The organism is Gemmatimonadaceae bacterium (genome assembly GCA_035533015.1).
In the GTDB taxonomy this organism is placed as follows: domain Bacteria; phylum Gemmatimonadota; class Gemmatimonadetes; order Gemmatimonadales; family Gemmatimonadaceae; genus JAGWRI01.
Window position 1 is genome coordinate 13,978 of the sequence record DATLUQ010000013.1, and the last position, 20,561, is coordinate 34,538.

Sequence of the window (20,561 nt, forward strand, 5' to 3'; positions counted from 1 at the left end):
CGCGCTTCGCTCATGCTTGACTCCCCCGCTTCTCTGGTCCTGACCGCGCTCGCGGCGGCGTTGGTCATCGTCATGATTCCCCGCCTCGTCGCGGCGGTCCGGATCGCGTTCGGTGTTCGCCGCCAGGAACGCGCGCGCCTCGCGGCGCGCGAACCCGACTTCGACAGCGCGCGGGCGTATCACGAACGACTCCCGGACGCGGAGACACGGCAAGCGTTGGACGACCGCACCTGGCGCGACCTCGACCTCGACGACGTGTTCTGCCGGCTCGACTTCACGGTGAGCGAGCCCGGCCGTCAGCATCTCTACCACCTGCTGCGCACGCCGCGGTTCACGGCGGAGCCGCTCGCACGACTCGACCGGGCGGCGCGCCGGCTCAGTGACCGCGACGGGGCGGATGAACGCGTGAGAACCCCCCTGCGTGCCCTCCGGGATCCTCGGGCCGCCCGCCTCGTGGACCTCTGCTTCGACGAGCTGCCACCCCGTCCGCGACTCTGGCTGCTCTTCCCGGTCCTGACGACGGCGTCCGTGATGTGCCTGGCCCTCGTTCCCGTCTGGCCGCGAGCGGCGGTGTGGTGGGTTGGCGTGTGCCTCGTGAATGTGCTCGTGCAGCTCGCCTATAAGCCGCGGGTGAAGCGGTTCGTGCCGGCGCTGCACGAGGTCCCGGCCCTCCTGCGCGCCGCGGGGCAACTCGCGCGGCTCGACCTCGATGAATTCGCCCCCGAGCGCGCGGTGCTCGCCGAGGGAGTGCGGAGCCTGCGTTCGTTGGTCCGCCCCACCCGGTGGCTCATGTTCGAGCCCGGCCAGGCCGGCGGCATGATGAGCGACGTTTCCGGCAGCGCGTACGAGTACGCGAACATGCTCTTTCTGCTCGACGTGAATGCCTTCGTGTTCACGGTCGAGATCCTGCGGGCGTCCCGCGATCGCATGCGGGCGATGCTCGAAGCGATCGGCTACCTCGACGCGGCGCAGTCGGTGGCGACGTGGCGCGGCACGCTCTCACGCTGGTGCGTCCCGGAATTCACGCCGCCACAAAAGGCCATGCACGTCGAAGGACTCGTCCATCCCCTGGTCACCGACGCGGTGCCGAACGCGCTGGAGATCGACGGCGCGAGCGTCCTCATCAGCGGCTCGAACATGGCGGGCAAGACGACCTTCGTGCGAGCCTTGGGGGTGAACGCCGTACTGGCCCAGACGCTCTCCACCGTGTGCGCCGCGTCCTGGCAGGCCCCGTTCCTCCGCGTCCGCTCGTCCATCGGGCGGATGGACAGCGTCCTCGAGGGCAAGAGCTACTACCTGGCCGAGGTCGAGTCGATCCTCGCGCTCATCCGGGCCAAGGAGAGCGGCGACCAGCACCTGTTCCTGCTCGATGAGACGTTTCGCGGAACCAACACCACCGAGCGGGTGGCGGCGGCCTACGCCGTCCTGCGGCATCTGAATCGGGGCCGCGACCTCGTGGTGGTGGCCACGCACGATCTCGAGGTGCTCGATCTGCTCGACGGCGCGTTCGCGCCTCATCACTTTCGCGAGCAGATTGCGGGCGAGGCGTTGACCTTCGACTACCTGCTCCAACCGGGGCCGTCGTCCACCCGCAATGCCATCGCGCTCCTCCGGTTCATGCGGTACCCGGATGCCGTGGTTGCCGACGCGACCGCCCATCTTGACTGGCAGGCGCGGCGCGGCCCGCTCCCCGGCCGCGATCGCGAGCCTGGGTGATCGGGCGCGCGGCCGGCGCTACGCCCGGTCGCGCAGCAGGCCCCCCGCCTCGCCCGACAGCCGGTCGCGCAGCCAATCCCCGAGCAGCGTGCAGGCGCACACCGTGGCGATGAGCGCGAGGCCGGGCGCCAGCGCCACCCATGGGGCGGTCACGATGGCGTCTCGCCCGCCGGCGATCATGTTGCCCCAGCTCGGCGCCGGCGGCTGCACGCCCAGCCCGAGAAACGACAGTCCGCTCTCCAGCAGGATGGCATTGCCCACGCCGAGCGCCGTGGCTACGATGGCGGGCCCCAGCGCATTCGGCACCGCGTGCCGCCACAACACCCGCCCGCTCCGCGCGCCGAGCGCTCGTGCCGCGTCGATATACGGATGCGTCCGCACGCCCAACACTTCGGCCCGCACCATGCGTGCCACGCCCATCCACCCTGTGGCGATGAGTACGACGACCACGCTCGTGAGGCCGGGCCGCCACAACGCGGCGCATACTAAAAGTAGTATAAGACGCGGAACGGCGAGCAGCGCGTCGGCGACGGCCATGACCAGGCGGTCCGTGAGCCCGCCCATCCAGGCGGCCGTCGCCCCGACGGCCGTGCCCAGTGCCGCGGCCGCCCCCGAGCCCACGAGGCCCACGGCCAGCGAGATCCGGCCTGCCAGCATCATGCGCACGAACAGGTCGCGCCCGAACCCGTCGGTGCCCAGCAGATGGAACGCGCCCGTCGCATCGCGTGCCCCGGGCGGCAGGTCGCGCAGCGCGAGCACGTCGCCGATCGCCAACGGGTTCTGATGCGACAGCATGGGCACGATGATCACCGCCAGCGCCATCGCCCCGAGCAGGCCGAGCGCTCCGAGGGCGATCGGGTCGCGTCGCCGCGCGGTGGGCGGGCCGGCGCTCGTCACGGCGCGGCCCGCCGCGGGTCGAGGAGCGTGAGCGCGAGGTCGGCGGCGAGGTTGGCCGCAATCACCACGCCAGCGTACAGCATCGCGCACGCCATCACCACGGGGTAATCGCGCGACGCGATCGCGGTCAGCATCGCCGTTCCCATTCCGGGCCACGCGAACACCGCCTCCACGAACACCGAGCCCGCCACGAGGCCCGGCAGCGAGAGCGCGAGGAGCACGATCAGCGGGGGCAGCACGTTCCGCAGCACGTGGCGACCGAATACCCGGCTCGGGGCGGCGCCCTTGGCCCTCGCCGTGCGTACGAAATCCAGTCGCATCACGTCGGCCACGCTGTTGCGCGCGTACCGCGCGATGCCGGCCGCGCCGATGGCCGCCAGAATGGAAACCGGAAGTACGGCATGGCGCACGAGGTCGCGCGCCGCGGCCCAGCCGCTCAGTTCGGCCCCGGGGGTGTGCAGCCCGAACGCCGGCAGCCGCAGCCATTCCGGGAACCCCAGTAGGCTCGCGCCGTACGTGAACACCGCGACCAGGGCGAGTGCGATCCAGAAGGAGGGCATGGCAAAAACCGCCGTGGTGGCCACGGTCAGAGCGCGATCGACGGCGGTGCCGCGCCGCGCGCCCTGCACCATGCCGATCGGGACGCCGATCAGGAACGTCAACGCCAGCGACATGGCGCCGAGGCCCAGCGAGATCGGGGCCGCGCGGGCGAGAACCTGCGTCACCGGCTCGTGGCTGGCAAAGCTCTCCCCAAGGTCGCCCGTGAGCACGTCGCCGAGCCAGCGTGCATATTGCACGGGCCACGGCGCGTCGAGTCCGAACTGCTGGCGCAGCTGCGCCACGTCGGTCGGCGACGCGTTGGGGGGCACGAGCATCGTGGCCGGGTCGCCCGGCGCCAGCCGGACGAGCACGAACACCAGGCTCACCACGAGCCAGATCAGCACCAGCGCGTCGCGTACGCGGCGCGCAACCGGGAGGGCGGACACGCGTTGATTATGCGAGTGGCGCGGCGCGCGTCAATCGTGGCGACGGCGGCGGTGGTCGCGTGCGGGGCGCCCCCGCGGGCTCCGGGCGTGGTGGTCTACGCCTCGGGAACCGATCTCGAATCGGCCAATCCGCTCGTCACGATCCACCCGCTGTCGCGCCAGGTCCAGCGCTACGCGCTGTTCACCACGCTCGCCCGCTACGACTCGTCCCTCCGGCCGGTGCCCTACGCGGCGCGCGCGTGGACCTGGAGCGCCGACCGCCGCACGCTGCGCTTCGATCTCGAACCGGCGCTCCGCTGGGACGATGGCCGGCCGACCACGGCGCGCGACGTGGCGTTCACGCTGCTCGCCGCCAAGGACCCGGCCACCGGCTACCCGCGCGCCGGAGATCTCGCTGCGGTCGATACGGTGATCGCCGTCGACGACTCCACGGTGGACGTGCGCTTCGACGCACCGCAGCCGGGGTTTCCGCTCGTGCTGTGCGAGCTGCCCATCCTGCCCGCGCACCTCCTGGCCGCGGTACCGAGGCGCGCGATGCGCACGGCGGCGTTCGACGTGGCGCCGGTGGGCAACGGTCCCTTCCGGTTCGTGTCGCGCGAGCCCGGCCAGCGATGGGTGTTCGCTCGAAACGACGACTTTCCCGCTGCACTCGGCGGGCCGCCCTTGCTCCGTGGGCTCGTGATCGCGGTGGTGGACGAGGCAACCACCAAGTTCGCCGGCCTGGCAAGCGGCGAGCTGGACGTGGCCGGCGTCTCGCCGAACATGGCCGCCCTCGTCCGGCGCGATCCGACGCTCCGCCTCGTCGACTATCCGATCCTGTTCGAGACCGGCATCGTGCTCAACACCCACAGGCCGCCGTTCAATGACGTGCGCGTGCGGCAGGCGATCTCCCTCGCCATCGACCGCGAGCGGATCGTGCAAGCGGCGCTCGATGGGTTCGGCCGGCCGGCGGCGGGACCCGTCGCCCCCGAGGTTCCGTACGCCGACACCACGCCCCCGGTGTTCGATCCGGCGCGGGCCGACTCGCTGCTCGATGCGGCCGGTTGGCGCCGCGGCGCCGACGGACGCCGGATGCGCGGAGGCCACGCATTCGCCTTCGACCTGCTCACCGTGGGCACGTCCGACGACGCGCTGGAGCAGCTCGTCCAGGCGGATCTCGCGGCGCGGGGCATCACCATGGGCATCAGACAGATGGAATTGGGCGCGTTCCTCAGCGAGGCGCGCGCGCGGCCCAAGCGGTTCGACGCGCTCGTCACCGGCGTGTCGGGCGACCTCTCGCTGGCCTTCCTGCGCGCCATGTTCGAATCGCGGCAGGCCGGCGGGGCGCTGGACTACGCCGATTTTCACGAGCCGGCGCTCGATGCGGATTTCGCGCGCGCGTCGTTGGCGCGCACCGACAGCGCGCGCGGAGCGGCGTGGCGCAGCGTGCAAGCGGAGCTGGCTCGGCAGGAGCCCGTGGTCTGGCTGTACCATGCGAGGGGCGTTCAGGGTGTGACGCGACGGCTGCGCGGGGTCACGATGGATCTGCGCGGCGAACTCGCCACGCTAGCGCGATGGCGCCTCGTGCCGAGAGATTCCGGGTGATGGGTCTTCTCGTCGATTCCGAATTGCTGGCCGCGCGCCGCCTCGTGGCGGCCAGCGGCCTCGCACCGCTGGCCGACTCGCTGGCCGCTGATCTCGAGCGCCCGCTCGCGGCGCAGCTGCGTGTGCCGCGCGACAAGGCGCTGCTCTCGCGCGCCGGCGGCTATTGTGAACGCGACGGTTCGCCGCTCACCTTCGACCCGTGGACGCCGCACGAACACCACTGTCCTGCCTGCGGACTCGCGCACCGCGGCCCACTCCACGACCGGTGGTGGTTGTATCCATATCAGCTCTGGCTGGCCGAACGCGCGGTGCACGGCGCCGCGCTCTATGCGGTGCGCGGCGACGAACGCCACGCGCGATTCTCCGCCGACATCCTGTCGCAATACGCCGACGCGTATCTGCAATATCCCAATCGCGACAACGTCCTCGGCCCCACGCGCCCGTTCTTCAGCACGTACCTCGAATCGATCTGGCTGCTGCAGCTGTGCGTGGCGCTCGATCTGCTCGAGACCGCGGGATGGGCCGCGCCCGGTGCTGCGGTGCGCGAGCGGCTCATCGAGCCCAGTGTCGCGCTGATTGCCGGCTACGACGAGGGGGCGTCCAATCGCCAGGTGTGGAACAACGCGGCAATGCTCGCTGGCCGTCTGCTCCTGGGGCAGGAGTACGCGGTCGACCCGATCGTCTTCGGGCCGTCAGGCTTGCTGGCGCACCTCGAGGACGGCCTGCTGGACGACGGCACCTGGTACGAGGGCGAGAATTACCACCAGTTCGCGCACCGCGGCCTCTGGTACGGCGTGCAACTGGCGGAACGCGCCGGCTCTCGGCTGCCGGCCCACGTCGTGCCGCGCTTCGACCGCGGCTTCTCCGCGACGTTCGCCACGGCCCTTCCCGACCTCACGCTGCCTTCGCGCAAGGATTCTCAATACGCAATTTCGCTCCGCCAATGGCGATTCGCGGAGGTGTGCGAACTCGGGCTGGCCCGCGGTGACGATCCCGTGCTGGTCGCGACGCTCGCCGCGCTCTACGATCCCGCTGCCGCCGCGGCCACCGGCGACACGGGGCGCTCCACGTCGAGCGCCGAAGCGGAACGCAATGGCCGCGGCGTGCGCCTGACCCGGGCCGATCTGGGCTGGAAATCACTGCTTTTCGCTCGTGAGCATCTTCCCCCCCGCCGGCGGCTCGGACTGGAGAGCGTCCTACTCCACGGCCAGGGCATCGCCGTATTCCGACGAGAGCACGCCCAGGTGTTCGCCGCGCTCGACTACGGACAATCGGGCGGTGGGCACGGCCACCCCGATCGCCTGAACGTGCTGTTCTCGGTGGGCACCACGCGATGGCTCGACGACATGGGGACGGGGTCGTACGTGGATCCATCGCTCCATTGGTACCGCAGCACGCTGGCCCATAATGCGCCGTTCGTGGATGGCCACTCCCAGTGGCGCGTGGACGGCGTGCTCGAAGCCTTCGACGAACAGGACCAGGTGGGCTGGGCGCGCGCGCGGGTGTACGTCTGGCCCGACGTGCTTGCCGAGCGCACGCTCGTCGTCATGCCCGAGTACTTCATCGACCGGTTGCGGTGGCGCGCCGGCCATGCCGCGACGGTGGCGCTGCCCGTGCATTTCGACGCAGAGCTGGGGGGCGAGATCAAGAACGCCCGCGGACGATTCGCCGGTGCCGGTGGCCTCGAAGACGGCGACCAGTTCGTCACCACCGAACGCGTGCAACGCGCCGATGCGGGCGCCCGCGTGCTTCTCACCCCGCGCCGCGCCGACAGTGATCAACTTCGGTGCCTCGCGCGCGCCGGGACACCCACGACCTGGTACACGCTGTCGGGGCCCGGCCAGCCGCCGGCCGCGCGCCGCCGCTTCCTCGTGATCGAATCCACGAGCGCGCCCGTCGGCGAGGTGTGCATGGTGTGGGCCTGGTCGCCCGAAATCGAATCGGTGGAATGGATCGGCGACACGGTGCTCGTGCACTTTCGCGATGGGTCGCGTCACCGCCACGAGCCCGCGGTGGACGGGTGGCACGTCGAGATCGACCAGCAAGGCGCGTCGCACCACGTGGCGCTCGGCGGCATCATTCCCGAAGACGAATCACTCGAGGCAACCGCGGAACGAATGGGCACGCCGATTCCCGCCGAGGCGCGTGCGGCCGAAGCCGACGCCACGGTGGAACGCCCGCCCGACGATCACAACGGCGTACTCCTTTCGCCAGCCAAGTTCCAAGCCGGGTGGTGGGCGGACGCCACGCCGAGCGAACGGGCGCGGTATGCCGTGTACCACCTGGGCGCGTCCACCTACCGCCGGTCGGAGGAAACGTGGGAGGAGGCCGGCTCTCCCGTGGCCCGTGTGGCGGTTGCCGCCACGCCGAAGTCGCTGATCGTCGACATGCAGGTCACGACCCCGAGTCCGCGGTTCGTACCCGCCGACGCGGTCAATCCGTACGATAACGAAGCGCCCGACATCAACGGCGACGGCGTGCAACTCTACCTGCAGGCCAACGACAATGGCGGCGCGTGGGTGCTCGTGCCCGAGGTGCCCGGCCGGCCTGGCACCGTACGCGCCCGTCCGATCGACGGGTGGGGCAGCCTGAAGCTGTCCCGCGCGACGTGGCGCCGCACGAGCCACGGCTACGAATTGCGCGCTGAGGTGGCCCTGCGGGAGCCGCTGGAGGTGGGACACCAGTTCGCCCTCGACGTGCTGATCAATGAGACCGCGCCGGGCCGCGAACGGCGGCGAGGCCAGCTGATTCTGAGCGGGCCCGATGGGGAATTCGTGTATCTGCGCGGCGACCGCCACGATCCGTCGCGGCTCCTTCGCTTCACCATCGTCACGTGACTCACTCGCGATTGGCGCAGATCCGGGTCGTCCTCTACGAGCCGCAGGATCCGGTGAATATCGCCGCGACCGTTCGCGCGATGAAGAACATGGGCCTCGGCACGCTGCACCTCGTGCGCCCGGTGGAATACGACCCCCACCGCCTGGAAGGCATCGCCCACGGCACGCGCGACCTGATCGACCGCATCGTGACGTTCCAGGATTTCGATGCCGCGATCGCCGGCTGCGTGCGCGTGGTGGGGTTCACGGCACGCCGCCGCGCCGCGCGCTGGGCCGTGACCACCCCGCGCGACGAAGCCGCGGCCACCCTCGGTGCGGTGGAGCAGGGGCCCGTAGCCTACGTGTTCGGCCGCGAGGACAGCGGCCTTCCCAATGACGTGCTCGACCGGGTGCACGCCGCGGTCATGATCCCCACCACCGACCACGCCTCGCTCAACCTCGCGCAGGCGGTGCTCGTGGGGCTCTACGAACTGCACCTCGCGGCCGCCGACGCCACGCGCGCCGTGGCGCCGTCCCGCAAGGCCGCGCCCCCGCCCTCGGCCGAGCAGTTCGAGCAGTACTTCGCCGATCTCGAGCGGTCCCTCGACGGCATCGAATTCTTCAAGACGCGTGTTTCGGAGCACATCATGCGCACGCTGCGGTCGCTGACCTACCGCGCGGCGCCCGATGCCCGGGAACTGTCCCTCATCCGCGCCATGGCGCTCGAGGTCCTGAACTACCTTCGCCGCACCGATCGGGCTTGACGCGACTTCCACACCCCGCATTCTTCACGCCATGGTATTCAAACGATTTTTCGATCGCAGCGCCGCCGCCCCTCCCGCCGAGGTGGGCGACGCGTCCCCCGAGGAGTCCGACGACGGGGCGACGGAACCCGAAGACGACAGCGGCCTGCCCGAAGAGGCCCCTGATCGTTCGTGGGCGGAGCGCGCCGCCGCGGTCATCGCCGGCGGCGCGTCCACGGGCAGCAAGCGCACGGCGGCGCTCTACGGCACCGACGCGAGCGAAGCGCCCACGCACTTCATTCATGCGTCCGGGTGCCGGCTGGTCGCCACCGACGGTGATACCTACGTCGACTGCTCCATGGCCCTCGGCGCCGTCGCACTGGGGTACGCGGAGCCCAACGTGACCCGCGCCGTGCTCGATGCGATCGGTGGGGGCCACGTCTCGGCCCTCAACAGCACGTTCGAGGTCGCGGTGGCCGAGCGGCTGTGCGACGTCGTTCCTTGTGCCGAGCGTGTGCGGTTCATGAAGACGGGCGCCGAAGCGACGTCGGCGGCCGTCCGCATCGCGCGCGCCTACACCGGGCGCGATGTCGTGATCGCATCGGGATATCTCGGCTGGCACGACTGGGCGAGCGAAGGCACGGGGGTGCCGGAGGGTGCGCGGCGCGACGTCATCCGCGTACCGTACGACGACACCGCGGCACTCGAGACGGCCGTGCGCACGGCCGGCGACCGCCTGGCGGCGATCATTCTCGAACCTGTCGTGGAACGCATGCCGTCCACCACCTGGACAGCCCGTGCCCGCGAACTGTGCACGCAGCGTGGCGCGGCGCTCATCTTCGACGAGATGAAAACCGGATTTCGGCTGGCGCCCGGCGGATACCAGGAAGTCGCGAACGTCACCCCCGATCTCGCCACTTTCGGCAAGGCGCTCGCCAACGGGTTTCCGCTCTCGGCGGTGTGCGGCCACAAGGATATCATGGAGGCTGCGGCCAGGACTTGGATCTCATCCACGCTGGCCGGCGAAGCGAGCGCGCTCGCGGCGGCCATGACCGTGCTCGAGTGGCACGCCCAGGCCGACATCTGCGACACACTGGCCAAGAACGGAGCCGAGATGCGACGCGTGGTGTCGGCGGCGGTCGCGGCCAGCGGCATTCCCGGGGTGTCGGTGGAGGGACTCGACCCGATGTGGTTTCTGCGCTTCGAAGACGCCGCCGTGGAGGCCGAGTTCCTGCGGCGCGCCGCAGCGCACGGCGTCCTGTTCAAACGCGGTGCCTACAACTACGCGTCGATGGCCCACGACGAGCAGGCGATCCAGGAAATCGAACACGCAGCCAGCGCCTCGTTCGTCGAGATTCTCGAGGAGACGTGAGCCCCGTTTCGGCGCCTCCGTTGGGCGGCCCGGAGCCGCTGATCGACGTGCACGCGCACTTCCACCATGCCGGCGGTCCGCGCGCCGACTGGGCGGCCGTGAACGACGCCCGGTTCCGCGCCGGGGCGCGCATCGGCATCACGTATCACGTGGCGTCGGTCCTCGGCAGCTGGGGGTTCTCGTCGCCAATCTATTTCCCGTCGCCGCGTGACGTCACCGCCGGCAATGATGCCATGCTCGCCATCGCCGAGCGCGAACCGGCGTGCGTGCGTGCGTATGTGACGGTGAATCCCAATCACACGGCCCACGCCGTCCAGGAGATCGCGCGGTGCGCCGCGCGTGGAGCCGTGGGTCTCAAACTCGCCGCCAGCCGCCGCGCCGACGACCCGTTGCTCGATCCGGTGTGCGAAGCGGCCGCGCGACACGGGTTGCCGGTGCTGCATCATGTCTGGCAGCATCGGACGCGCGACTGGCCCACGCAGGAGATTTCCGACGGCGTGGACCTCGCCGCGTTGGCCCGCCGCCACGTGGGCGTGTCGTTCATCCTCGCCCATATCGGCGGGGGCGGGGATTATCTGCACACCCTTCCGGCCATCGCCGACACGCCCAACATCCTGGTCGACGTCTCGGGCAGCGGGGTCGATCGTGGAATGCTCGACGAGGCCATCCTGCAATTGGGCGCCGAGCGCATTCTCTGGGGATGCGACGTTACCATGGAAACCGGGATCGCCAAGCTCATGGGATTCGAGGCCATTCGCCTCGACGCGGGCCAGCGCCGGCTCATCCGCTACGGCAACGCGGTGCGGATATTCCCGGCGGGCAGCTTTCCCCTGGCCGAGCCGGCACCCGCATGATCGACGTCAATGCGCTCATCGGATCGTACCCGTTCCGATACGTGCCGCACCCCGATCCCGATGTCCTGACGCGCGTGCTGGAACGCGAAGGACTGAGCGGAGCGTGGGTGGGCCATCTGCCGAGCGCGTTCTATAGGGATCCGTCGGCCGGAAACGCGCAGTTGTACACGGCGCTGGCGCCGTATCAGCCCACCCTGCGCCCGGTGCCAGCCATCCGTCCCGATTGGCCAAAATGGGAGCAGGCCGTGCGCACCGCGGTAAAGGCGGGCGCTCCTGCCGTGCGCGCCTACCCTACCATCTGGCAATTCGGTCCGCACGATCCACGGATGAGGGAGCTTGCCCAGGCGTGCGGCGACGCTCGTTTGGCGCTCGTGCTCACCGTCCGGTTCGAGGACCTGCGCCAGCGCCATCCGCTCGATGCCGCCGGCGACCTCACCGCCGCTGCCATCCGCGACCTGGCGCGCTGCGGGCCCGGGGTGCGGCTCGTCGTGGCGGCCGCCGGCCGCGAGATGATCGAAGAGGTGCACTGGGGTCTCACCCCAGAAGAGCAACGCCGCGTGGTGTGGGACATCTCGTGGATCTGGGGTCCCCCGGAGGATCATCTGGCCAGGCTGTTTCGAACGATCGGCGCCGACCGGTTCGTGTACGGCACGCAGTGGCCCCTGCGCCTCACGCAGGCGCCGCGCGGGAATCTCGCGCTCCTGCCCGACGATGTCGCGGGGAAACCGCTTGCGGATCCCGATCGACTGTTCGTGTGACGCCGAGACCGCGCGGTGGGGTCTGGCCCTCAAAGTCTTAATACGAACGAAATCGTCGACAATACTTGCGCGAATCCGTTGCCACGGTGAAATTTTTCCGTCGCCCGCAGACTTGTGAATTTGTTCACAATATCGCCTCGCCCATTCACAAGGCTTCCGTTTTCCACGTGATACCCTTCCGCACCCGATCGCGATGACCAAGCGCAGGAAGTGGACCGCCATCCCGGGGCTGATCGCGCTCGCCACCGGGGCGGTGATGCTCTCCGCATACAGCGGCGCGTCGTCGTCGCAGAACAGTTCGCCCACGCAGCCCATCCCGTTCCAGCACGCGGTGCACGTCGGGAAACTGGGCATCAACTGCGTCTACTGTCATTACACGGCCAACAAGTCGCCCGATCCCGGATTCCCCGCCGTGTCGACGTGCATGGGGTGCCACTCGATCATCGGGCCCGACCGGCCGGCCAGCGACCTCGGGCCGGCGCGCAAGAGCGCCGGCATCCAGAAGCTGTGGGACTACGCCGGATATCCCGCCAAGCTCGCCAGCGCCAAGCCCATCCCGTGGGTGCGCATCCACAAGCTGCCCGAATACGTCCACTTTCCGCACATGCGCCACGTCAACGCAGGCGTCACCTGCCAGACCTGCCACGGGCCCATCCAGACCGAGGCCAAGGTGTACCAGTATGCCTCGCTCAACATGGGGTGGTGTGTGAGTTGCCACGTGAACGGCTACGACCCGGCCCAGGGCGAGGCGATGACGTCGATGGTCGCCGATGCACAGGGCCGCGCGGTCCTGCCGGCCGGCTACAAGATGTCCGCCGCGGCCACGCCCGATTCGGCGCGCACGAAGGCGCGTTACGACTGTTCCGTCTGCCACTACTGATGACCGCCCCGTTGATGCGTGGCTCCCGCTCGCTGATCTGCATCCTGACGCGCGCCCGGCGCGCCGTTCGCCGTTCGAGGACAACTTCATGAGCAAGGCTTCGGAACCGAAGGGGAAGGGCGTCAAGCGCCGGGATTTCTTGAAAATCCTTGGGGTGAGTGGCGCCGCCGTCGGTGCTGCCGGCTGTAGCCCTGAGAATGCCGGCAAGCTGATTCCGTATCTCGTGTCGCCGGATCAGACGGTGCCGGGGGTCGCCACGTACTACGCCACCACATGTCGTGAGTGCGCCGCCGCGTGCGGCGTCATTGCCGTGACGCTCAACGGGCGCACCATCAAACTCGAGGGTAATCCCGACCATCCTACCAGTCGCGGCGCGATCTGCGCTCGGGGCCAGTCGGCGCTCCAGGCACTCTACAACCCCGACCGCTTGCGCACGCCGCTCGTCAAGAAGAGCGGCGTATGGACGGCCATCTCGTGGGACGATGCCCTCACCCTGGTGAGCCAGAAGCTGGGGGAGGCCAGGAGCCGCAACGCGGCGGGCAGCGCGGTCTTCCTGAATCAGCACGAGAGCGGCAGTTTCCCCGACTTCGTCGATCAGTGGCTGGCGGCGTTCGGCATGAAGCCCCACGTGCGCGTGGACTTCGAGGCCGACCAGGCGGCCATGGAAGCCAACCGCCGCGCGTACGGCGTGTCATGGCCGCGGCTGGCGTTCACGGCTGCGCGGCTCGTCGTGTCGTTCGGCGCCGACTTCCTCGACGGCTGGGGCGCCTCCGTGCCGCAGCAACTCGACTTTGCCGACGCCAGGGCCAACATCGCCACGGCGCCGCGCGCCGTGTACATCGGCCCCCGGCGCACACTCACGGGGCTCAACTCGGACCAGTGGATTCCCTGCAAACCGGGCTCCGAGCTGGCCATCGCGCAGGCCCTTCAGGGCAAGTTGTCGCCGTCCCAGGCCGCAGAGGCGAGTGGCGTGAGCGCCGACGTGATCGGCGCGCTCGCCAAAGAAGTCGCCTCGGCCACGCCGAGCCTCATCGTCTCGGGCGTACGCACCGGCAATGCGCTCGACCTCGCACTGGCGGTGGCCGACCTCAACAAGTCACTGGGCAACGTGGGCAAGACGGTTCTGCCCGCCGAGCCGGTTACCGCGTTCGACGGCATCTCGCGCTACACGGAGCTGGCCGATGCCGTGGAGGATATGCGCGGCGGCAACGTCCCGTTGGCATTCGTGCGCGGCACGAACCCGGCGTACTATCTGCCCGCGTCGCTCCATTTCGCCGAGGCGTTCGCCAAGGTGCCGTTCAAGGTGGCGTTCGCCACGCAGCCCGACGAAACGGTGGAACTGTGCGACCTCGTGCTGCCCGACCTGCACTCGCTCGAGAGCTGGGGCGACGCGCAGCCGGTGAAGGGCACCCTCGGGTTGCAGCAGCCGACGATGGACCCGGTGTTCACCGGCACGCGGGGCGCCGGCGACGTGATGCTCGTGCTGGCCCAGAAGGATCCCACGGTGGCGGCCAGGTTCCCGCAGAAAGACTACCGGTCGTGGCTCATGGCGCATTTCGTCGGGGGCCCCGCGGCCTTCGCGGCGGGATTGCCCAAGGGCATCTCGGCGGGCACGATGCCCGTGCGCGCGACGCCCGCCGCAACCGCGGCGGCCAACGCTCCCGCGCTCGATTCCGCGTCGGGAGACTTCTATCTGATCACGTACCCGCATCCGCTACTCGGTGACGGACGCGGCGCCAACCGCCCGTGGCTGCAGGAACTTCCCGACCCGGTGGCCAAGATCGTGTGGAGTTCGTGGGTCGAGATCCATCCCGAGACCGCCACGCGGCTCGGCATCGAGCGCGGCGACATCGTCGAGGTGAAAACGGCGGACGGGACGGTGAAGGCGCCGGCGTATCTGTACCTCGGCGTGCGGCTCGACACGATCGCCATTCCGCTGGGGCAGGGGCATCGCTCGGCCACGCCGATCGCGGCCTGGGATCCGACACACCAGGATGCGACGCGGGACATCCAGTGGGGGTACGGGCGGTACGCGCGCAACGTGGGCGTGAATCCGTTCGATCTCATGCCGGGCGCTTCCGACGCGGCCGGTGGATTCGTGTGGACGGCGACCAAGGCCTCGCTCACCAGGACGGGTGACAGCGAGGTCATCCCCTCCACCGAAGGATCGGCGCGCCAACACGGTCGCGGAATCGCGCAGGCGATCTCGATCACCGACCTGCTCAGCGGCAAGGCCGAGGGTCCCACCGAAGTGCCGCTGCCCGGGGATGTGTCGCACGACTACCTGCCCGGCATGCGCGCGCCCGTCGCGGCCGACGCGCAGGGAGAGCTCGGCGCGCCGACGGCGGCCGATTCCGGCACGCACCTCGGGATGTACGATCCCAAGAACCCGCTCGGCATGGCCAAGCGGCGCTGGGCGATGACGATCGACCTGGCGCGATGCACCGGCTGCTCGGCGTGCGTCACGGCCTGCTATGCCGAGAACAACATTCCCACGGTGGGCGCGCACTGGCAGAACGCCACGGTCTACGCGGTGCAGAAGACCGGATATAACGTGGTCCGCGGCCGCGAGATGAATTGGATTCGCATCGAGCGGTACTTCGAGGGTGCCGATGACGCCAAGTTCGGCGAGGAGTTCGAGGGCCGCGTCGTGCCGATGCTGTGCCAGCAGTGCGGCAACGCGCCGTGCGAGCCGGTGTGCCCGGTCTTCGCGACGTATCACTCGCCGGACGGGCTCAACATCCAGGTCTACAATCGCTGCGTGGGCACGCGCTACTGCTCCAACAACTGCCCGTACAAGGTGCGCTACTTCAATTGGTTCGGGTACGGCGAGAAGGATCGCCGGCAGTACGCGTTCCCCGACCCGCTGAACTGGCAACTCAATCCCGAGGTCACGGTGCGCGGCAAGGGTGTGATGGAGAAATGCACGTTCTGCGTGCAGCGCATCCGCGCCGCCGAAAGCCGCGCCACGCTGGAGCATCGCGAGCTCATCCCCGATGAGTTCACGTCGGCGTGCGCGGCCAGTTGTCCATCCCGTGCCATCACGTTCGGCGACGCGGCGGACGAGCGCTGGTCGGTGAACCGGCTGATCGAGGACAGACGCGCCTATACCGTGTTCAAGGAAATCAACACCTACCCCGCGGTGGTCTACTTGAAGAAGGTCAACCATCCCTCGCCGGCAACGGCGGGTAACGCTTAAGGAGGGCACGGCATGGCCACGACTGCAGCGCCCTTCCCGGGTGCCGAGGAGCTGGGTCCCAACGTCGCTTCGGCGGATGTCCATTTCCCGGCGATCAAGAGCTACGAACAGGTCGATCGCGAGATCATCGCGACGATGCGCCCCACGTTGGGGTGGTTCGTGCTGCTCACGCTCGCCATCCTGTGCATGCTCATCGGGGCGGCGACCTGGACCTACCAGATATATGCAGGCCTCGGGGCGGCGGGCTACCAGCCCCCGGTGATGTGGGGCGTGTACATCGTCAGCTTCGTGTTCTGGGTCGGTATCGGTCATGCCGGCACGCTGATTTCCGCCATCCTCTATCTGTTCCGCGCCGGCTTCCGCACCAGCATCTACCGGGTGTCCGAAGCGATGACCGTGTTCGCGGTCATGACCGCCGGCCTGTTCCCGATTCTGCACCTCGGGCGCCCCTGGAAGTTCTTCTATCTGATCCCGTACCCGAACTGGCGGTTCATCTGGCCCAACCCGAAGAGCCCGCTGGTGTGGGACGTATTCGCGATTCTCACGTACCTCACCGTGTCGGCGACCTTCCTGTTCGTGGGACTGATCCCCGATTTCGCCGTGATGCGCGACCGCGAGAAGAACCCCATCCGCCAGCGGCTGTTCGCCACGCTCTCGCTGGGATGGCGCAACTCGGACAAGGAGTGGCGCCACTTCGCGCGGGCGTACCTGTTCCTGGCGGCCTTCGCCACGCCGCTCGTGCTGTCCGTGCACTCGGTCGTGTCGTTCGATTTCGCCATGGCCAACATGCCGGGCTGGCACGAGACCATCTTCCCGCCGTACTTCGTGGCCGGCGCGATCTATTCGGGCCTCGGGATGGTGTTCACCATCGTCATCCCGATGCGCAAGTTCTTCAAGCTCGAGCATTACATCACGCTCAACGATCTCGACGCCGCGGCCAAGATGTGCCTGTTCGTGTCGATGGTCGTGGGGCTCGCCTACCTCACCGAGTTCCAGATGGGGTGGCTGGCCGGCACGAGCTTCGAGCAGGAATACTGGTGGCAACGCGCCTTCGGTCAGTGGGCCTGGGCCGAGTGGATCATTCTCACCTGCAACTGCATGCTTCCGCTGTCGCTGTTCTCGCAGAAGCTGCGCCGCAACCCGACCTGGCTGTTCATCCTCTCGATCTTCATCAACATCGGGATGTGGTTCGAACGGTTCGTGATCATCGTCCCATCGCTGTCGCACGAGTTCGAGCCCTGGCAGTGGGGTACCTACGCGCCCACGTGGGTCGACTACTGCATCCTGCTCGGCAGTTTCGGGTGGTTCTTCATGTGGTTCCTGCTGTTCATCAAGCAGATGCCGGTGATGGCGATCTCCGAGTTCAAGGAACTCATTCCGGCGCGGCTGAAAGGCGCCGCTGAGGGAGGGGCCCATTGATGCAAGGCGTCATCGCGGCCTTTCATGAACTGGACTCCGCCGTGCACGCGGTGGAGGACCTGAAGAAGGAGCGGTTCGGGGAGATCACGGTCTATACTCCCACGCCGCACCACGAGTTCGACGAGGTGCTGGCGCGTCCGGAGAGCCACGTGCGGCGCTGGACGCTCATCGGCGGCGTGCTTGGCTGCACGTTCGGGTATTGGATCTGGGTGTGGATCTCGCGCTACTGGCCACTCGTCGTGGGCGGCAAGGCGATCGTCGCCTGGGTGCCGTACACGATCTTTGGATTCGAGGTGATGGTGCTCGTGGGCTCGCTTGCCACCGTGATCGGCATGTTCGCCAATTCGCGCCTGCCGCGGCTCACGATGACCGTGGGCTACGACCCGCGGTTCAGCGGGGGGCACTTCGGCGTGTGGGTCGAGACGACGCCCGACCGGGCCGACGCCGCGGCCGATCTCATGCGCCGCCACGGCGCGGAGGAGGTGCGGCATGAGCGCTGACCTCCGACGCCATTTCGTGCGGGCGGCGGCCTTCGGCTACGCCGCGGTCGTGCTCACCGGGTGCTCCTGGTTCAGCGACTTCAAACGCCAGCCGAGCTGGCACCCGTGGCAGAGCGAGGCCGACACGATTCCGGCGCGGGCCAACCCGCAGAACTCGGTGTCGGTGTACGGCTCCGTGGCGCCAGGATTCATCTATGGCCGTGGACACCTGCCGGCGTCCATCGATTCGATGTCGGGACTCGTGAATCCCATTCCGCCGGACGCGCGCTCGCTGGCCAACGGCCACAAGTACTTCGCCATCAACTGCTCCGTGTGCCACGGGTACACGGGGGCGGGCGACGGCGTGGCGACCAAGTACGGCATGGTGCCCATGCCGCTCACGTCCGATCAGGCCAAGTCGCTCTCCGATGGCTACATCTTCGGTATGATCCGTAATGGACGCGGCGTCATGCCGACCTACAACCGTATCGAGGAGCCCGACCGCTGGGACATCGTGAACTACGTTCGCGCGCTCCAGGGCAAGTTCCCGGGCGTGACGGTGGCCACGGGACCCGTAGGCAAACCGGGCGAGACCGGCACCACGCTGCCGGGCGTCACGCAGATGGGCCCCACGCGGCCCGCGCCCTACTATCACCAGGTCGGATCGCAGGCGATGATGACGCTCGATTCGGTGCAGCACGCCGTGGTCGGAACGCCGGCTGACACCACGAAGCAGGGAGGGCAACTGTGAGCCTCCACGAACCGCACGTCCCGACGCGCGACGAACTCCTCGCGGCCACCAGCAAGCCGCTGCCCAGGTCGCTCACCACGGTCAGCCTCGCCCTGACGGCCATCGGCGCCGCGGTGTTCATTGCTGGCTTGTTCGTCGACCCCGACCGTGCCTGGCACGCCTGGCATTTCAACTGGCTCTTCTTTGCCGGCGTTTCGTCCGGCGGTGCGACCATCGTCGCCGTCCAGCGCATCACCACCGCCCGCTGGTCGCGTCCGGTGGTGAGGATGCTCGAAGGCTACGTCGCCTTTCTGCCGGTCGCCTTCGTATTTCTGCTCATCTCGTTGTTCCTGGGCAAGGGACACATCTTCCCGTGGGCCCACGGCGGGTATCCGAATCCGGAAAAGGCGTTCTACTACAGCCCGCTGTTCCAGACCGTTCGCGATATCGTGGCCTTCGCGTTCCTGACCGTGTTGCCGCTCTGGTTCGTGTACAAATCGGTGCGGCTCGACGTAGGACAGATCCCCGAGAGCGGGGCGGGGTGGGCGGCCGGCATCCGCGCCCGCATGCGCCGCGGCTTCGGCGAGGAGCGCCGCGAGATCCACTCCACGCACTCCGTCCAGGGCAAGATCGCCGTGGCCATGGTGATCTTCTTCGCGTTCGGGTGGTCGGTGCTCGCCTGGGACCTGTCGATGAACCTGTCCATGCACTTCGAGAGCGACCTGTACGGCTGGTGGTTCTTCATGGGTGCGTGGCTCTCGGCGCTCATGGCGTTCACGATGATCGTCATGGCGTGGCGGCGGTACCTGGGCGCCGACGACCTGATCACCGAGCAACAGATTCACGATATCGGCAAACTCTGCTTTGCGTTCACCGCCTTCTGGGGCTATCTGACCTTCGGCCAGTACCTGGTGATCTGGTACGGCAACATGGGCGACCAGACGTTCTTCATGCGCTTGCGGCTCATCCATCCGTGGAAGGTGATCACCCTCGCCTCGATCTGGCTGGTGTTCGTGCTGCCGTTCTTCGGGCTGATCTCGAAGACCGCCAAGATGTACCTGCCCACGCACATCCTGTTCGCCACGTGCAGCCTCGTCGGCCTCTGGCTCATGCGCTATATCGAGGTTTATCCCTCGGCGTACGGTGTGACCGCCACGGCGCCGTTCGGCATGTGGGAAATCGGCGTCGGCGCGCTCTATCTCGGCCTCTGGGGCCTGTGCTACGCGAAATTCATGGACGCCTTCCCCCGCATGCGCCTCACCTTCATGACGTCCGAGTACCGCGACGAAGTGCAGGTTCCCGTGGACCCGAAGACGATGGAGCCGCTGCCGGCGCATGAGTAGGAGGGTAAGAGGAACTCCGCCGTTCGAGGGGCCCGGCACCGCCGGGCCCTTCCTTTTCCTCGCTGCTTGCCGTTGCGCCGTAGCGGCCCAGCGCTGTACTTGCCATGCGCTTTATATTTGTCATGACTGGGGCGTTAGCTCAGCTGGGAGAGCACCGCCTTTGCAAGGCGGGGGTCAAGGGTTCGAGCCCCTTACGCTCCACTTCCCCTTCCATGAGTATCCGCGCACGAGGACCACGGCTCCTGGGCCGGCGGGCCTCGTGCCCGTGACGGTCCGTCACGTTCCCTGCTCGCGGTCGCGTGTGCTATGACGATTTCCGTATTGCCCATCCCCACCGCTGGCCAGACCGCGCCCGACTTCTCCCTCGCCTCGACGGCCGGCTCGAGCGTCACCCTGTCGTCCCTCCGCGGGCGGCCCGTGCTCCTGGCCTTCTTCCCGCTCGCCTTCACCAGCACGTGCACCGCCGAACTGTGCGACATCCGCGACGACTACGACCGGTTCGCGGCCGCCGGTGTCACGGTCTATCCGATCAGCGTCGACTCGGTGGACTCCCTGCGCGAGTTCAAGAACAAGCATGGCATGAAGGTCGACCTGCTGAGCGACTTCAAGCGCGACGTATCGCGCCTCTACGGGACTCTCAGAGAAGATCGCTTCTACTCCAATCGCGCCTACTTCCTGATCGACGCATGGGGCGTGATCCGATGGGCACACGTCGAGGCAAAACCGAGCGACCGCCGCCAGAATTCGGAGATTTTCGCCGAGATTTCCAAACTCGGATAGGCGCG

Annotated in this window: 16 protein-coding genes and 1 tRNA gene; 15 read left to right on the top strand and 2 right to left on the bottom strand. The window is 68.4% G+C overall.

What is annotated here, in order from left to right; genetic code table 11:
* Nucleotides 1–12: 12 nt before the first annotated feature.
* Complete coding sequence (locus tag VNF92_02220; protein ID HVA56679.1) at nt 13–1,716, top strand: hypothetical protein; 1,704 nt, start codon at nt 13–15, stop codon at nt 1,714–1,716.
* A gap of 18 nt (nt 1,717–1,734) precedes the next feature.
* Here the strand turns inward: VNF92_02220 and VNF92_02225 are convergent, their stop codons facing one another.
* Nucleotides 1,735–2,613 (bottom strand): ABC transporter permease, encoded by an 879-nt coding sequence (locus tag VNF92_02225; protein HVA56680.1) that lies wholly within the window; start codon nt 2,611–2,613, stop codon nt 1,735–1,737.
* Nucleotides 2,610–3,599, bottom strand: coding sequence for an ABC transporter permease (locus VNF92_02230; GenBank protein ID HVA56681.1), 990 nt, complete (start codon nt 3,597–3,599; stop codon nt 2,610–2,612). Before VNF92_02230 ends, VNF92_02225 begins: the two co-directional genes overlap by 4 nt.
* Before the next feature lie 15 nt (nt 3,600–3,614).
* On the opposite strand from VNF92_02230, the gene VNF92_02235 reads away from it, so the two are divergent.
* The 14 genes from VNF92_02235 (at nt 3,615) to VNF92_02300 (ending at nt 20,556) form a co-directional block, all read left to right on the top strand.
* Nucleotides 3,615–5,183, top strand: a complete 1,569-nt coding sequence (locus tag VNF92_02235; GenBank protein HVA56682.1) for a peptide ABC transporter substrate-binding protein — start codon at nt 3,615–3,617, stop codon at nt 5,181–5,183.
* A complete protein-coding gene (locus tag VNF92_02240; GenBank protein HVA56683.1) occupies nt 5,183–8,020 on the top strand; it encodes a heparinase II/III family protein in 2,838 nt (945 codons plus the stop codon). The genes VNF92_02235 and VNF92_02240 overlap by 1 nt, the downstream gene beginning before the upstream one ends.
* Nucleotides 8,017–8,763, top strand: a complete 747-nt coding sequence (locus VNF92_02245) for a TrmH family RNA methyltransferase (protein ID HVA56684.1) — start codon at nt 8,017–8,019, stop codon at nt 8,761–8,763. Before VNF92_02240 ends, VNF92_02245 begins: the two co-directional genes overlap by 4 nt.
* A gap of 31 nt (nt 8,764–8,794) precedes the next feature.
* On the top strand, nt 8,795–10,114 hold the full coding sequence (locus tag VNF92_02250; protein ID HVA56685.1) for an aminotransferase class III-fold pyridoxal phosphate-dependent enzyme: 1,320 nt from the start codon (nt 8,795–8,797) through the stop codon (nt 10,112–10,114).
* Nucleotides 10,111–10,968: an amidohydrolase family protein gene (locus VNF92_02255; GenBank protein ID HVA56686.1), complete on the top strand. Its 858-nt coding sequence runs from the start codon at nt 10,111–10,113 to the stop codon at nt 10,966–10,968. Before VNF92_02250 ends, VNF92_02255 begins: the two co-directional genes overlap by 4 nt.
* Nucleotides 10,965–11,726, top strand: a complete 762-nt coding sequence (locus tag VNF92_02260) for a hypothetical protein (protein ID HVA56687.1) — start codon at nt 10,965–10,967, stop codon at nt 11,724–11,726. The genes VNF92_02255 and VNF92_02260 overlap by 4 nt, the downstream gene beginning before the upstream one ends.
* Nucleotides 11,727–11,919: 193 nt before the next feature.
* The gene (locus VNF92_02265) at nt 11,920–12,606 is read left to right on the top strand and encodes a cytochrome c3 family protein (protein HVA56688.1); all 687 of its coding nucleotides are present in this window, start codon (nt 11,920–11,922) and stop codon (nt 12,604–12,606) included.
* An 88-nt stretch (nt 12,607–12,694) separates the two neighbouring features.
* The gene (locus tag VNF92_02270; protein ID HVA56689.1) at nt 12,695–15,805 is read left to right on the top strand and encodes a 4Fe-4S dicluster domain-containing protein; all 3,111 of its coding nucleotides are present in this window, start codon (nt 12,695–12,697) and stop codon (nt 15,803–15,805) included.
* A gap of 12 nt (nt 15,806–15,817) precedes the next feature.
* Nucleotides 15,818–17,224, top strand: coding sequence for an NrfD/PsrC family molybdoenzyme membrane anchor subunit (gene nrfD, locus VNF92_02275; GenBank protein HVA56690.1), 1,407 nt, complete (start codon nt 15,818–15,820; stop codon nt 17,222–17,224).
* Entirely contained in the window at nt 17,224–17,724 is a 501-nt protein-coding gene (locus VNF92_02280; GenBank protein HVA56691.1) for a DUF3341 domain-containing protein, read from the top strand. The genes nrfD and VNF92_02280 overlap by 1 nt, the downstream gene beginning before the upstream one ends.
* Complete coding sequence (locus VNF92_02285) at nt 17,714–18,454, top strand: cytochrome c (GenBank protein ID HVA56692.1); 741 nt, start codon at nt 17,714–17,716, stop codon at nt 18,452–18,454. Before VNF92_02280 ends, VNF92_02285 begins: the two co-directional genes overlap by 11 nt.
* Nucleotides 18,451–19,776, top strand: a complete 1,326-nt coding sequence (locus tag VNF92_02290; GenBank protein ID HVA56693.1) for a hypothetical protein — start codon at nt 18,451–18,453, stop codon at nt 19,774–19,776. Before VNF92_02285 ends, VNF92_02290 begins: the two co-directional genes overlap by 4 nt.
* Before the next feature lie 128 nt (nt 19,777–19,904).
* A tRNA-Ala gene (locus VNF92_02295) sits at nt 19,905–19,977 on the top strand.
* Between the two features lie 105 nt (nt 19,978–20,082).
* Entirely contained in the window at nt 20,083–20,556 is a 474-nt protein-coding gene (locus VNF92_02300; protein HVA56694.1) for a peroxiredoxin, read from the top strand.
* Nucleotides 20,557–20,561 lie beyond the last annotated feature (5 nt).